This is a genomic window from Burkholderia sp. FERM BP-3421, from assembly GCF_028657905.1.
GTDB lineage: Bacteria > Pseudomonadota > Gammaproteobacteria > Burkholderiales > Burkholderiaceae > Burkholderia.
In genome coordinates this window covers 1319409-1334491 of sequence record NZ_CP117782.1, presented here as the reverse complement: position 1 = coordinate 1334491, position 15083 = coordinate 1319409, and the positions used below count along the sequence as shown (strand labels likewise).

At 65.0% G+C, this 15083-nt stretch carries 12 protein-coding genes; 10 read left to right on the top strand and 2 right to left on the bottom strand.

Going from position 1 to position 15083, the window contains the following annotated elements:
• Nucleotides 1–34 precede the first annotated feature (34 nt).
• The 9 genes from Bsp3421_RS21880 (at nt 35) to infA (ending at nt 12252) form a co-directional block, all read left to right on the top strand.
• Nucleotides 35–1066 carry a LacI family DNA-binding transcriptional regulator gene (locus Bsp3421_RS21880; protein ID WP_274003371.1) on the top strand — a complete coding sequence of 344 codons (1032 nt, stop codon included), beginning with the start codon at nt 35–37 and terminating at the stop codon, nt 1064–1066.
• A complete protein-coding gene (gene rbsK / locus Bsp3421_RS21875) occupies nt 1063–2010 on the top strand; it encodes a ribokinase (protein WP_274003368.1) in 948 nt (315 codons plus the stop codon). Before Bsp3421_RS21880 ends, rbsK begins: the two co-directional genes overlap by 4 nt.
• A 217-nt stretch (nt 2011–2227) precedes the next feature.
• Nucleotides 2228–3973 carry a methyl-accepting chemotaxis protein gene (locus Bsp3421_RS21870; protein ID WP_274003366.1) on the top strand — a complete coding sequence of 582 codons (1746 nt, stop codon included), beginning with the start codon at nt 2228–2230 and terminating at the stop codon, nt 3971–3973.
• Between the two features lie 520 nt (nt 3974–4493).
• Nucleotides 4494–6416 carry a PrkA family serine protein kinase gene (locus Bsp3421_RS21865; protein ID WP_274003364.1) on the top strand — a complete coding sequence of 641 codons (1923 nt, stop codon included), beginning with the start codon at nt 4494–4496 and terminating at the stop codon, nt 6414–6416.
• A gap of 126 nt (nt 6417–6542) precedes the next feature.
• Complete coding sequence (locus Bsp3421_RS21860) at nt 6543–7808, top strand: YeaH/YhbH family protein (RefSeq protein ID WP_274003361.1); 1266 nt, start codon at nt 6543–6545, stop codon at nt 7806–7808.
• Nucleotides 7809–7814: 6 nt separating this feature from the next.
• Nucleotides 7815–9482 carry a SpoVR family protein gene (locus Bsp3421_RS21855; protein WP_274003359.1) on the top strand — a complete coding sequence of 556 codons (1668 nt, stop codon included), beginning with the start codon at nt 7815–7817 and terminating at the stop codon, nt 9480–9482.
• A 242-nt stretch (nt 9483–9724) separates the two neighbouring features.
• The gene (locus tag Bsp3421_RS21850) at nt 9725–11029 is read left to right on the top strand and encodes an MFS family transporter (protein ID WP_274003358.1); all 1305 of its coding nucleotides are present in this window, start codon (nt 9725–9727) and stop codon (nt 11027–11029) included.
• 372 nt (nt 11030–11401) lie between these two features.
• On the top strand, nt 11402–11605 hold the full coding sequence (locus tag Bsp3421_RS21845) for a cold-shock protein (protein ID WP_090549560.1): 204 nt from the start codon (nt 11402–11404) through the stop codon (nt 11603–11605).
• Between the two features lie 383 nt (nt 11606–11988).
• A complete protein-coding gene (gene infA, locus Bsp3421_RS21840) occupies nt 11989–12252 on the top strand; it encodes a translation initiation factor IF-1 (RefSeq protein ID WP_252984958.1) in 264 nt (87 codons plus the stop codon).
• A 131-nt stretch (nt 12253–12383) separates the two neighbouring features.
• Here the strand turns inward: infA and Bsp3421_RS21835 are convergent, their stop codons facing one another.
• Both Bsp3421_RS21835 and Bsp3421_RS21830 read right to left on the bottom strand, forming a co-directional pair.
• Nucleotides 12384–12842: a YaiI/YqxD family protein gene (locus tag Bsp3421_RS21835; RefSeq protein WP_274003351.1), complete on the bottom strand. Its 459-nt coding sequence runs from the start codon at nt 12840–12842 to the stop codon at nt 12384–12386.
• 278 nt (nt 12843–13120) lie between these two features.
• Nucleotides 13121–13861, bottom strand: coding sequence for a hypothetical protein (locus Bsp3421_RS21830; protein WP_274003349.1), 741 nt, complete (start codon nt 13859–13861; stop codon nt 13121–13123).
• Nucleotides 13862–14496: 635 nt separating this feature from the next.
• Here Bsp3421_RS21830 and Bsp3421_RS21825 point away from each other — a divergent pair.
• Entirely contained in the window at nt 14497–15081 is a 585-nt protein-coding gene (locus tag Bsp3421_RS21825; protein ID WP_274003347.1) for a fimbrial protein, read from the top strand.
• Nucleotides 15082–15083 lie beyond the last annotated feature (2 nt).

Sequence of the window (15083 nt, the reverse complement as noted above, 5' to 3'; positions counted from 1 at the left end):
CGCGGGAAAACAACAAACCAGAGAGAAAACGGGAATGGCGACGATCAAGGATGTGGCGGCCATCGCCGGCGTGTCGTTCACCACGGTATCGCACGTGGTGAACAACTCGCGGCCGGTGTCGGCCGACGTACGGGCGAAAGTCGAGCGGGCGATCCGCCAGCTCAACTACGTGCCGTCGGCCGTGGCGCGCTCGCTGAAGGCGCGCGCGACGGCGACCATCGGCCTCGTGGTGCCGAACAGCACCAATCCGTATTTCGCGGAGCTGGCGCGCGGCATCGAGGATCAGTGCGCGATCAGCGGCTATTGCGTGTTCTTCTGCAACTCCGACGACGATCCCGCGAAGCAGCGCAACTACCTGCGCGTGCTGCAGGAAAAGCGCATCGACGGGCTCATCATCGCCTCGGCCGGCGACGACGCGGTGCTGGCGGAGACGCTGGCCGACTCGCGCGAGCCGCTCGTCGTGGTCGACCGCAATATCGAGGGCCTCGCGGCCGACCTCGTGCAGATCGACCACGAACGCGGCGCATACCTCGCGACGCGCCATCTGCTCGAACTCGGCCACGCGAAGATCGGCTGCATCACGGGGCCGGTCGAGACGGCGGTGAGCGCGATGCGCGTGCACGGCTTCATCCGCGCGATGGCCGAGCGCGGCATCGACATCGTGCCGGGCGCGATCGCCGAAAGCGATTTTTCGTGCGTCGGCGGCTATCATGCGGCCGCGCGGCTGTTCGACTCGATCCGGCCGAGCGCAATCTTCGCGGGCAACGACCTGATGGGGATCGGCGCGCTGCGCGCGGCGGCGGAACGCGGCATCCGCGTGCCCGCCGACTGCTCGATCATCGGCTTCGATGACATCGAGCTGTCGCGTTATACGTACCCGGCGCTGTCGACGGTGGGCCAGTCGGTGCGGGCGCTGGGAGAAATGGCCGCGCAGACGCTGATCGAACGGATCAGCGGCGGCGCGACGACGGGACCGAAGCGGCGGCGCGTGGTGTCGCCGCGACTGGTATTGCGGGAATCGACCGCGGTGTATGTGGAGCCGGCGGGGTCCGGATATGGTGCATGACTGAAGTGAAGAAGAATGATGCGGCGTCGGGCGACGCCGGGCAGGTGCTGGTCGTAGGCAGTCTCAACATGGACCTCGTGGTGCGTTCGCCGCGGCTGCCGCAGCCGGGCGAGACGCTCGCGGGGCGCACCTTCGCGCAGGCGGCGGGCGGCAAGGGCGGCAACCAGGCCGTCGCGGCCGCGCGCCTCGGCGCGCGCGTCGCGATGCTCGGCTGCGTCGGCGCGGACGACCACGGCGCCGCGCTGCGCGCCGGGCTGGAAGCGGAGCGCATCGACTGCGCCGCGCTCGCGACCACGACGACCGCCTCGACGGGCGTCGCGCTGATCGTCGTCGACGACGCGAGCCAGAACACGATCGTGATCGTCGCGGGCGGCAACGGCGAGGTCACGCCCGACGCGATCGCCCGGCACGACGCCGCGTTCGCCGCCGCCGACGTGGTGATCTGCCAGCTGGAAACGCCGGTCGACACGGTGAAGGCCGCGCTCGAGGCGGGCCGGCGTCACGGCAAGACGGTCGTGCTGAATCCGGCGCCCGCCGTCGGGCCGCTGCCGGCCGACTGGCTGCCGCTCGTCGACTACCTGATCCCGAACGAGGTCGAGGCTGCCGCGCTGACGGGCCTGCCGGTGCGCGACCCCGCCGAGGCGGAGGCGGCCGCGCGCGCGCTGCAGGCGGCGGGCGCGCGCAACGTGCTGATCACGCTGGGCGGCCAGGGCGCGTTCGCGCTCCTCGCCGACGGCGGCGCGCAGCATTACGCCGCGCCGCGCGTGACCCCGGTCGACACGACCGCGGCGGGCGACACCTTCATCGGCGGCCTGGCCGCCCGGCTCGCGGCGGGCGATGCCCCGGACGGCGCGATCCGTTTCGCGCAGCGCGCGGCCGCGCTGTCGGTCACGCGTGCGGGCGCGCAGCCGTCGATCCCGACACGCGCCGAACTCGACGCCTGAGCGCTTCCCTCGGCGACGCTTTGAAAGCAATTCGACAGCTATTTATTGTTTCGAATTGCGCACCGATGGATTGTTTTATTCGTCATAGGATAAAAATCGCATTAAGTCTTCTTGTTTCGCGCCGTAAACGCAACTAGTGAAGCGTTTGCTTCTCCCGAAAAGGTGAGAAATCGCACCTGTTTCGGTCTTGTTTACATGAAGCGTGACAGGGAACGATATGCTGAAGAACCTGACGATCAGGGCACGAATCGGCGTCACCATGCTGTTTCTCTCGGTCCTCCTGTGCGTGATCGGCGCACTGGGGCTGATCGGGATGAGCCGGGCCAACGACGCCAACCGCGAGACGTTCACCAACCAGATGCCGAGCGCGGTCAACGTCGCGGCCGCCGAGCTGTTCGCCGCGCGCGAGCGGCTTACGCTCGACCGCGCCGCGCTGATGGCGGGCGAGCCCGACGTGCAGGCGACCCTCGACCGTTCGCACGAGATGCGGGCGACCTCCGACATGTGGTGGAAGAAGTATCTCGACCTGCCGCGCGGCGAGGACGAGGACCGTCTCGCGCAGGACGTGGCGGCGAAGCGGCAGCGGGTCCAGCAGTCGTTCGACGCGTTCGGCCCGGTGGTGCTCTCGAACGACCGCGCCAGGATCGTCGAACAGGCCAAGCAGATGCAGGTCGTGTTCAACGACTTCGCGGTTGCGGGCCAGGCGCTGCGCGATTACCAGTTCACCCAGGCGAAGCAGGGCTTCGAGCACGCGCAGAGCGTGTTCGACGTGACCCGCATCGTGACCTTCGCCTCGCTCATCGCGGGCCTCGTGGCCGCTTTCCTGTCGTATGTCACGCTGCGCCAGGCGATCTCGCGTCCGCTGACCGACGCGCTCGCACACTTCGACGCGATCGCGGCGGGCGAACTGCGCCGCCGGATCGTCGTGACGCGGCGCGACGAGATGGGCTTGCTGCTCGAAGGGCTCGCGAAGATGCAGACGGGGCTCGTCGAGACGGTTGCCGAGGTGCGCGGCGGCAGCGAGTCGATCGCGACCGCGGCCAAGCAGATCGCGGCGGGCAACATCGATCTGTCGTCGCGCACCGAGGAGCAGGCGGCGGCGCTGCAGGAAACGGCGTCGAGCATGGAACAGCTGACGGGCACCGTGAAGCAGAACGCTGACAACGCGCGCCAGGCGAGCGCGCTCGCCGCGAATGCATCGGAGATCGCGCAGAAGGGCAATGTCGTGGTCGGGCAGGTGGTGGGCACGATGGGCGACATCAACCAAAGCTCGGCCAAGATCGCGGACATCATCGCGATCATCGAGGGCATCGCGTTCCAGACCAACATTCTCGCGCTGAATGCGGCCGTCGAGGCCGCGCGCGCCGGCGAGGAAGGGCGCGGCTTCGCGGTGGTGGCGGGCGAGGTGCGCAGCCTCGCGCAGCGTTCGTCGGCCGCCGCGAAGGAGATCAAGGAATTGATCGACACCTCGGTCGAGCGCGTGCGCAGCGGCTCGGCGCTCGTCGACGAGGCGGGCCGCACGATGAGCGACGTGATCGGCGCGGTGCAGCGCGTGACGGACATCATGGGCGAGATCGCGGCTGCGTCCGAGGAACAGAGCACCGGGATCGACCAGGTTGCACGCGCGGTCACGCAGATGGACGAAGTGACGCAGCAGAACGCGGCGCTGGTCGAGGAAGCCGCCGCCGCCGCGCAGTCGCTCGAGGAGCAGGCGGGCCGCCTGCGCGCGACGGTCGCCGTGTTCCAGATCGACGACGCCGCGCTGCGCCGTCAGGCCGACGCCGTCGTGTCGACGGCGAGCCGCGCGCACGCGGTGCGGGTCGCGCCGTCGCCGGCGCCCGCTCCCGCGGCTGTCGCGCCCCGCGCACCCGCGCCGGCCGTCGAGCGCGCGCCGCGCGCGACGGCGCCCGAACCCGCGCCGCGCGCGGTGGCGGCAGGCAGCGACGATTGGGAGACGTTCTGAGCGCACGCGCGTGAATCCACCCCAATTCGGATGGACCGCATCAAGCAAAACGCCCGCTTCAAGCGGGCGTTTTGCTTGATGCATGCGAAGCGGCGCGCGGACATGACGCGCATCAACCCACGCTGTCGGCGCGGGATTGACGTCGCGCGGGGCGGGTATCTCCGTAAGGGCTGTGCGCCGAAAAATTGTAACGTCGGGTTTTCTCTGTCGTCGCGAGCGACGCGTCGCGCGTATAGGGAGGCAGGGGGCGGTGGTTTGCGTGTCGCGGGCATCCAATGGAAGAGACGATTCGATGCCCGAAGAGAGCGGATCGGCGTCGCGGCGCATGGATCGACGTGTGTCGGGATGAAGATTGTAGGGCAGCAAAAATTGCTTTCCAAGACACGTTTCCCGCAACACGCAAGACACCGAGGTTCTTCGTGAAAAAAAAACCAAATAGGTTTAGGATGAAATCGAACGGTCCTGCTTCTACGTGATCTTAGTGAGCAAGAACGTCTTCGGACTCAGGCGAGGAGGTAGCATGGATATTTACAGCAGCTTCGCGAACCGCTTCGAGAAAACGCGAGAGGAAGAGCTCTCGCTGGAGGAGTATCTCGCGCTCTGCAAAAACGATCCATCAGCGTACGCCACTGCGGGCGAACGCATGCTGGAGGCGATCGGGGAACCCGAGCAGGTCGATACCCGCAACGATCCGCGCTTGTCGCGCATCTTTGCGAACAAGGTCATCAAGGTCTATCCCGCGTTCCGGGAGTTCTACGGCATGGAGGAGGTGATCGAGCAGGTCGTCGCCTACTTCCGGCATGCCGCACAGGGGCTCGAGGAAAAGAAGCAGATCCTGTATCTGTTGGGGCCGGTGGGCGGCGGCAAGTCGTCGATCGCCGAGCGCCTCAAGCAACTGATGGAGCGCGTGCCGTTCTATTCGCTGAAGGGCTCGCCCGTCAACGAATCGCCGCTCGGCCTCTTCGACTACGACGAAGACGGCCCGATCCTCGAGGAACAGTACGGCATCCCGCGCCGCTATCTGAAGAGCATCCTGAGTCCGTGGGCCGTGAAGCGCCTGCACGAATACAACGGCGACATCCGGCGCTTCAGCGTCGTGCGCCGCTACCCGTCGATCCTGCGGCAGATCGGCATCGCGAAGACCGAGCCGGGCGACGAGAACAATCAGGACATCTCGTCACTCGTCGGCAAGGTCGACATCCGCAAGCTCGAACAGTACGCGCAGGACGACGCCGACGCGTACAGCTATTCGGGCGGCCTGTGTCTCGCGAACCAGGGGCTGCTCGAGTTCGTCGAAATGTTCAAGGCGCCGATCAAGGTGCTGCACCCGTTGCTGACCGCGACCCAGGAAGGCAACTTCAAGGGCACCGAGGGGTTCGGCGCGATCCCGTTCGACGGCATCATCCTCGCGCACTCGAACGAGTCGGAATGGAAGGCGTTCCGCAACAATCGCAACAACGAGGCGCTGCTCGACCGGATCTTCGTCGTCAAGGTGCCGTACTGCCTGCGCTCGTCGGAGGAGATCCGCATCTACGAGAAGCTGATCCGCAACTCGTCGCTCGCGGAAGCCGTGTGCGCGCCGGGCACGCTCAAGATGATGGCGCAGTTCTCGGTGCTCACGCGCCTGCACGAGCCGGAGAATTCGAGCCTGTTCTCGAAGATGCAGGTTTATGACGGCGAGAATCTCAAGGACACCGATCCGAAGGCGAAGTCGTATCAGGAGTATCGCGACTTCGCGGGCGTCGACGAAGGGATGACCGGCATCTCGACGCGCTTCGCGTTCAAGATCATGTCGCGTGTGTTCAACTTCGACTCGACCGAGGTCGCGGCGAATCCGGTGCACCTGATGTACGTGCTCGAGCAGCAGATCGAGCGCGAGCAGTTCCCGCCGGAAACCGAGCAGAAGTATCTGTCGTTCGTGAAGGACGTGCTCGCCTCGCGCTACGCGGAGTTCATCGGCAAGGAGATCCAGACGGCGTATCTCGAGTCGTACTCGGAATACGGGCAGAACATCTTCGATCGCTACGTGACGTACGCGGATTTCTGGATTCAGGATCAGGAGTTCCGCGACCACGACACGGGCGAGAGCTTCGACCGCGCGTCGCTCAACGCCGAGCTGGAGAAGATCGAGAAGCCGGCCGGCATCAGCAACCCGAAGGACTTCCGCAACGAGATCGTGAATTTCGTGTTGCGCGCGCGAGCGGCGAACGGCGGCAAGAACCCGGCCTGGGTGAGCTACGAGAAGCTGCGCGTCGTGATCGAGAAGAAGATGTTCTCGAACACCGAGGAACTGCTGCCCGTCATCTCGTTCAACGCGAAGGGTTCCGCCGAGGAACAGCGCAAGCATGAGGATTTCGTGAACCGGATGGTCGCGAAGGGCTATACGCCGAAGCAGGTGCGGCTCCTGTGCGATTGGTACCTGCGCGTGCGCAAGTCGTCATGACCTGCGTCACGCGAAGTCCGCGCGGCCTGCGCCGCGCGGGCGGCCCGCGAGGCGCCGCCCGCATCCGGGATCCCGGCATGCGCGGCGCGCCTCCCGGCACATCGACTTTCGAGCGGGAGACCGGGAGTGCTTCATCAGATCATCGACCGCAGGCTGGCCGGCAAGAATAAGAGCATTGCAAACCGCGAACGCTTCCTGCGTCGCGTCAAGAACTATATTCGCCGCGCGGTTTCGGACGCCGTGCGGGACCGTAGCATCAAGGACATCCAGAACACCCAGAGCATCACCATTCCCCGCAAGGACATCGCGGAGCCCTCGTTCCGGCACGGCCCGGGCGGGCGGCGCGAAGTCGTCCATCCCGGCAACGCCGACTACATCCGCGGCGACAAGATTCCGCGCCCGCCCAGCGGCGGCGGTGGCGGCGGCAGCCAGGCCAGCAACGAGGGCGAAGGGCAGGACGACTTCGTGTTCGAGCTGAGCCGCGAGGAATTCATGCAGTATTTCTTCGACGACCTCGAACTGCCGCGCCTCGTCAAGACCCATCTGCTGACCGTGCCGAGCTGGAAGAGCGTGCGCGCGGGCTGGGCGGCGGAGGGCACGCCGAACAACATCGACGTGGTGCGCTCGCTGCGCAGCGCGTTGGGCCGGCGCATCGCGCTCGGCTCGCCGCTCGTCAACGCGCTGCGCGAGCTGGAGGCGCAACTGGAGGCGCTCGAGAACGATCCGGCCGACCGGCGCGCCGAGATCGCGCTGCTCGAGCAGGAGATCCATCATCTGAAGGGGCGCATCTGGCGGATTCCGTTCATCGATCCGTTCGACCTGCGCTACATCAATCGCGTGAAGCAGCCGCAGCCGTCGAGCCAGGCGGTGATGTTCTGCCTGATGGACGTGTCCGGCTCGATGGACGAACAGCGCAAGGATCTCTCGAAGCGCTTCTTCATCCTGCTGTACCTGTTCCTGAAGCGCAACTACGAGCGCATCGAGGTGGTGTTCATCCGCCACCACACGCGCGCGGAGGAGGTCGACGAGGACACCTTCTTTCATTCGACCGAGAGCGGCGGCACCGTGGTGTCGAGCGCGCTCGAGCTCATGCGCAAGGTGATGGACGAGCGCTATTCGCCGACCGAGTGGAACATCTACGGCGCGCAGGCGTCCGACGGCGACAACTGGACCGACGATTCGCCGAAGTGCCGCAAGATCCTCGACGAGGAGATCCTGACCAAGACGCGTTACTTCGCGTACATCCAGGTCGCGCCGGAAGAGCAGAACCTGTGGCTCGAATATGCGCAGCTCGCGCTGTCGCAGCCGCATCTCGCGATGAAGAAGGTGGAATCGGCCGCGGACATCTATCCCGTGTTCCGCGAACTGTTCGAGAAGCACGTGGAGACTTGAGCGCCGATGACGACCCGCCACCTGCACAACGAAGCGCGCGGCTACGCGCCGCGCCGCAAGGACGATGACGCAGCGCGGCCCGAGCCCGAGGCCGTGACGGCGCGGACGTCACCCCCAGAAGCGCCCGCGAGCGGGCCTAAGGAAGCGCGTATGAACGCTGCAGAACGCAAGCCGCTGCCGTGTCCGTCGGACTGGACCTTCGAGCTGATCGAGGAGTACGACACGCATATCGCGCAGGTCGCCGAGCAGTACGAGCTGGACATCTATCCGATCCAGCTCGAACTGATCAGCGCCGAGCAGATGATGGACGCCTATGCGTCGGTCGGGATGCCCGTCAACTATCGCCACTGGTCGTTCGGCAAGCATTTCCTGTCGACCGAGAAGAGCTACCGGCGCGGCCAGATGGGGCTCGCGTACGAGATCGTCATCAACTCGAATCCCTGCATCGCGTACCTGATGGAAGAGAACACGATGACGATGCAGGCGCTCGTCATCGCCCACGCCGCCTACGGCCACAACTCGTTCTTCAAGGGCAACTACCTGTTCCGGCTGTGGACCGACGCGCACGCGATCATCGACTACCTCGTGTACGCGAAGAACTACGTGGCCGAATGCGAGGAGCGCCACGGGCTCGATCGGGTCGAGGAGCTGCTCGACTCGTGCCATGCGCTGATGAACTACGGCGTCGACCGCTACAAGCGGCCGCAGAAACCGTCGCTGTCGAAAGAGGCGGCGCTGCGGCGCGAGCGCGAGACCTACCTGCAGTCGCAGGTCAACGAACTGTGGCGCACGCTGCCCGCGCGCAAGCTCGAACAGCAGGAGGAGCAGGAGGGCCGCTATCCGCCCGAGCCGCAGGAGAACCTGCTGTACTTCGCGGAGAAGAACGCGCCGCTGCTGGAGCCGTGGGAGCGGGAGGTGATCCGCATCGTGCGCAAGATCGGCCAGTACTTCTATCCGCAGCGCCAGACCCAGGTGATGAACGAGGGGTGGGCGACCTTCTGGCACTACACCCTGCTCAACACGCTGTACAACCAGGGCAAGCTTTCCGACGGCTTCATGATGGAGTTCCTCCATTCGCACAGCAACGTGATCTACCAGCCGCCCGTGACCAAGCCGTACTACAGCGGGATCAACCCGTACGCGCTCGGTTTCTCGATGATGAGCGACATCCGCCGCATCTGCGAGGCGCCGACCGACGAGGACCGCCGCTGGTTTCCCGAGCTGGCCGGCAGCCCGTGGCTGCCCGCGCTGCACTACGCGATGCGCAACTTCAAGGACGAGAGCTTCATCGCGCAGTACCTGTCGCCGCACCTGATCCGCGAAATGCGGCTGTTCGCGGTGCTCGACGACGACATGCGCGATGCGCTCGAGGTGTCCGCGATCCATGACGACAGCGGCTACCAGTATGTGCGCCAGGCCCTGTCGCGGCAGTACGACATCCATCATCGCGAGCCGAACATCCAGGTCTGGTCGGTCAACACCCGCGGCGACCGCAGCCTCACGCTGCGCCATTTCATGACCGACAACCGCCATCTGTCGAACGACAGCGAGGAAGTGCTCAAGCACATGGTGCGGCTCTGGCAGTTCGACGTGTATCTCGAAAGCGTCGACGAGAACGGGACGGTGCGCAAGCGCTACGAGTGCCGGTATACGGCGCCCGAGATTCGTCTGTAGCCGCTCGCGGCTTTCAAGGCTTGCATGAAACGCCAGCCTCGGGCTGGCGTTTTCGTTTGATGGATGCCATCGAGGGAGAATTTTTTTCTACATTGGGGCGATCCCGGACATCCTGCTTACTTACAATTCGCTAAAATCGCGGGGGCGCACGCGATTGGAACCGGTGTCATCGCGGCGCGCGGGCCGGCGGCAGGCCATCCGGCCGCCGTGCAAACACAAGAACTTCAAGGAACAGACCATCCATGAACGTCCAGACCGACCAGACCGTTCTGGCTCCGAACGACACCCGACGCCGCGTGATGGCGATCGTCGGCGCGTCGTCGGGCAATCTCGTCGAGTGGTTCGACTTCTACATCTACTCGTTCTGCGCGCTGTACTTCGCGCCGGCCTTCTTCCCGAGCGGCAACACGACCACCCAGCTGTTGAACACGGCGGGGGTGTTCGCGGCGGGCTTCCTGATGCGGCCGATCGGCGGCTGGCTGTTCGGGCGCATCGCCGACAAGCACGGTCGGCGCGCCGCGATGATGATCTCGGTGCTGATGATGTGCGGCGGCTCGCTCGTGATCGCCGTGCTGCCGACCTATGCGCAGATCGGCGCGTTCGCGCCGTTCCTGCTGCTCGTCGCGCGCCTGTTCCAGGGCCTGTCGGTCGGCGGCGAATACGGCACCAGCGCGACCTACATGAGTGAAGTCGCGCTGAAGGGCCGGCGCGGCTTCTTCGCGTCGTTCCAGTACGTGACGCTGATCGGCGGCCAGCTGTGCGCGCTGCTCGTGCTGGTGGTCCTGCAGCAGACGCTGTCGACGGACGACCTGAAGGCCTGGGGCTGGCGCATTCCGTTCGTGGTGGGCGCGTTCGCCGCGCTGATCTCGCTCTACCTGCGCAAGTCGCTCGACGAAACCTCGACCAGCGAATCGCGCAAGGCGAAGGACGCGGGCACGATCCGCGGCGTGTGGCAGCACAAGGGCGCGTTCCTGACGGTGGTGGGTTTCACCGCGGGCGGCTCGCTGATCTTCTACACGTTCACGACCTACATGCAGAAGTACCTCGTCAACACGGCGGGGATGCACGCGAAGACCGCGAGCAGCGTGATGACGGCCGCGCTGTTCGTCTACATGCTGATGCAGCCGCTGTTCGGCGCGCTGTCGGACCGCATCGGCCGACGCATGTCGATGATCCTGTTCGGCTCGTTCGCGGTGATCGGCACGGTGCCGCTCATGCACGCGCTGAAGGATGTGTCGAACCCGTACGCGGCGTTCGGCCTCGTGATCGTCGCGCTGGCGATCGTCAGCTTCTACACGTCGATCAGCGGGCTGATCAAGGCGGAGATGTTCCCGCCGGAAGTGCGCGCGATGGGCGTCGGCCTGTCGTACGCGGTGGCCAATGCGATCTTCGGCGGTTCGGCCGAGTACGTCGCGCTGTGGTTCAAGTCGATCGGCAGCGAATCGACCTTCTACTGGTATGTGACCGCGCTGTGCGCCGTGTCCTTGATCGTGTCGTACAAGATGCGCGACCCGAGCAAGGATGGCTATCTGCGCCACGAGCCGTGATGCGGGCTTGAGCGGGCGACGGCGGCGCGCTTCCGGCGGAACGCGCCGCTTTCCTTTTGGGCGGCTCGGGAGGCGCCGGGAACGGCCGCATGCGCGCCGCGGGGCGGAGGGGCGATGCCGGGCCCGGTGCGCCGGAATCGCGGCGCCTCACGCGGTTCGGACACGAAAAATGACGGGCGACGCCCGGTATGGAACGAAATTCCTTGACGCAACGTGATTTGTCGCGTACTGTCGTCGCCCACAGTCTCCAAGTTGTTCGATTGCTCATCATCTGCCGCGATGCGCGGCTCTCGTTGGTCTCTCCTTCTTGATTCTTCATGTGCCCTTTATCGAGGGCATGCACCTTCATTTGTCTGCTTAAGGAAATACTCAGTGGAAACCGGTACCGTTAAATGGTTCAACGATAGCAAGGGCTTTGGCTTCATCACCCCGGACAAGGGCGGCGACGATCTGTTCGCTCACTTCTCCGAAGTGCGCGGCACGGGCTTCAAGACGCTGGCCGAAGGCCAGAAGGTCAGCTACGAAACGAAGCGCGGCCCGAAGGGCCTGCAAGCTTCGAACATCACGCCGCAGTAACGCGGCCGGATGGCGTCGTCCCGGCGGGGGCGGCGCGATTTTCTCGCCTCGAACCGTGACGCCCCCCGGGCGTCACGCGTCCCAGGGATCCTTTCCCGCATTCATCTTTACCGTGCCTGCGGGCCAAAGGTATGGCGTCAATGGCTTGCCCGCTCTGCGGGCAAGCCATTGACGTCGCATTTCCGCCGATGGCGCGAATCGAGCGTGCGGTTGACGCGCGTTTCGCAGGCCATTCGCCGCCTTGTCGACGTGTCAGGTCTCGGCTCCGCGCATGTCGCGCCCCCGACCTGGCGACATCCACCCCGCGTGGAAGCGATGCGGCGTCGGCGGCATTGGCTGGCGCTTTGCATCGGCGCAGCATTACGCTCACTGGAGGAATTGATTTGGCCAAGGAAGAACTGCTTGAACTCGACGGCGTCGTCGACGAAGTGCTGCCGGACAGCAAGTACCGCGTCACGCTCGAGAACGGCGTGGTGGTGAGCGCCTATGCATCGGGCCGCATGCGCAAAAATCATATCCGTATTCTTGCCGGCGATCGGGTCACGCTGGAATTGTCGGTCTACGATCTGTCGAAGGGCCGCATCAATTTCCGGCACAAGGACGAGCGTGCAATGGGCGGCCAGCCGCGCCCGATGCGTCGCCGCTAACGCTGCCGGGCTCATGAGCGGGTTTCTCAGACCCGTTCGAGCCGGCACCGCGTCGCGCGCCGCGAGCGCGCGGCGCATTCAATCCGCCCCGGCGACATCCCGTCCCGGCGCGCCGCTCACGCGCGCAGCGCTCAGCGGGGCGGCGCAGCCCGCCGTGCGAGGAAGCGATCGAGTTGCCCCGCGAACGCCTTGCTGTCGCGCGTGCTGAAGGGCGCCGGGCCGCCGGTGTCGATGCCGGCCTGCCGCAACTGATCCATCACCTCCCGAACCGACAGACGCTCCTTGATGTTCTCCGGCGTGAACCAGTTTCCGCGCGGATCGAGCGCTTGCGCGCCCTTGTCGAGCACTGCGGCGGCCAGCGGGATGTCCGCGGTGATCACCAGATCGCCCGAGGCAGCCATGTCGACGATGCGGGCATCCGCCACGTCGAAGCCGGCCGGCACCTGGATCGACCGAATGAACGGGGACGGCGGGGTGCGCAGGAATTGATTCGCCACCAGCGTCAACTGCACTTCGGCGCGACGCGCGGCGCGAAACAGGATGTCCTTGATGACGACGGGACAGGCGTCGGCGTCGACGAGCACTTGCATGTTGACTGCTTCCACTTCGATAAACCCCGATCATATAACACGGCGGGCGGTGCTTTCCCCACCATTCGGGATGTTCCCGTCGGGTGGGCGAGCCGTTCGTCGCGCGGTCGACGGGCCAGCGCAGGTTTCATCCGATCGACCGCTGACCGCCCGCGATAACCATATCGAAAATGCTTCGTTGTCCGCCTGACGCAGGCGCCTTAACCTGACTCCGTAGTTCGTGTGATACCTCCTTGACTGGGATTCTCGCCCGCTTTCGCAGCGGGCTTTTTTTTGGTTCATCGCGGGTCGAAGGCGCCGTTCCGGGCCGCGCCGTCGATGGCGCGCAGCAAACCCTCCCGGCCGCCGTGGGCGTCCATCCACCGCAGGACGCGACAGGCGGCGTCGGCGTAGATCATCCGGTCCTTGCCCGCGCGCGGCCCCCATTCGGCAGGGCTGGCCGGGAGCGGCCCCGCATCGTCCCTGACGCAACGCCCGGCCGCGGTCGCGCCGGAGTTCAGGTAGCGCCCGTCGTCGGAAACGATGACGGCGACGCCTTCGTCGAACCAGACGGGCATGGCGCCGTTGACCAACCTCCACCAGCCGATTCGCCGATGCAATTCCACCAGCGAGAATTCGTGCGCCAGGATCGTGGGCGTCTGGCCGCGAGGCGAAACCCGGGTGATGATCGCAAGCGGCGTGGTGCTGGTCGAGGCAAGGGCGCCGCGTCCGCCCATGCGCCGGTCGCATTCGTCCGTGGAGCAGGCCACGATGATCGGCGCGAGATCGAACCTGCCGTAGAACCGTCGAACCCGCGATTCCGCTTCCCCGACATGCGCGGATAGCGCATCGCGCATCCGGGGAGGCATGCCCCGATCAACGATCAGGCGCGGCGTTGCATGCTCCATGCCGTAGCACGCGGCGCACATCGTGGCGGCAAGGGCGGGGTAGCCGTATGCGGCGAGGAGCGGGCCGATGACGCCGGCCAGGGTGATTCCGATGGCGGTGTGGGTGATCCGGCGACGGAGGGTGGTGTACAAGGGTTGACGTCCGGTTGGATGATCGCTTCGGTAAATGACAGGACGGACACGCGCGATGGTGGACGTGTGTTTTCCGAACCTAAAGGGTACGCGAATCAGGTGGCGGGAGCGGCGTCGAGAGATGCGCCGCGGCCGAATGTCGGTCGTGTTTTTTATTGTTCCGTGGATATTCATTTCATGAGTCTCAATTTATCGATGGAAATGGAATTGAGAATCGGCTTATGGATTTTTAATTTCAATTGAGGCTGAGTGAGAGTGTGCCGAACAGAAAGGACAAGGGCGCGCATGAGAGCTCGGTGATTGCGGTGTCGTTGACTGCATCACGATTTTTTGCGCACCTGGCTCGGATCATTCCGAATGATCGGAGTGTAAATTAATAAATAATTTCACATTCAATCCGTCGTACGAGTTAAGTTGGCAAAGGTGACAAGGTTTCTGACTCGTATGATGTCAATCTGAATCCAGTCTAAATACACTGGCGCTGCTTCAATTCGCGATTTATTCCAATCACAAACGGGCCGGCGCGAAGGGAGGTGCGATCGAATGCGGCAGAAACGTCACGTGGCGACACGCGGCGTCACGCCCGTCGATCGTGTTGTATCGAGAAAGCGACCAACTTATATAGGAATGCATAGATGAATACGAACCTTCTGCGGTGCTGGGCGGCTATCGGCACCATCGGCGCCGCGCTCGCGCCGTCGGCCGCGCACGCGTTTGACGGCCAGATCAACTTCAACGGCAGCATCTCCGATGTCACCTGCAACATCAACGGGCAGGAGCCCGGCGTCGGCAACGTGCTCGACGTGTCGCTCGGCGATCGCATCAGCCCGAGTGCGTTCGCCAAGGTCGGCGCCACCACCACGCCCGTTCCGTTCGCGCTGAACATCGGTGGCAACGCCGGCTGCATGGACGACACCAAGGTCGTGATCGACTTCGATCCGTCGTCCGTCAACATCAACCCGGTGTCGGGTCACCTGAAGCTCGTCGGGACGAAGCCCGCCCAAGGCGTCGAGATCCAGATCCACGACAACGGCAACGGCAAGAGCGGCAAGATCATGCTCGGCAAACCGCAGAACATCGCGGACGCGCAGATTGCCACGGTGAAGAACAACACCGCCACGCTCAGCTACACGGCGGCCTATGTCTCGACGGTCGAAAGCGCGTCGATCTCCACCGGTTCGGCGTATTCGTCGATCCGCTACTCGCTCGCCTACCACTAAGC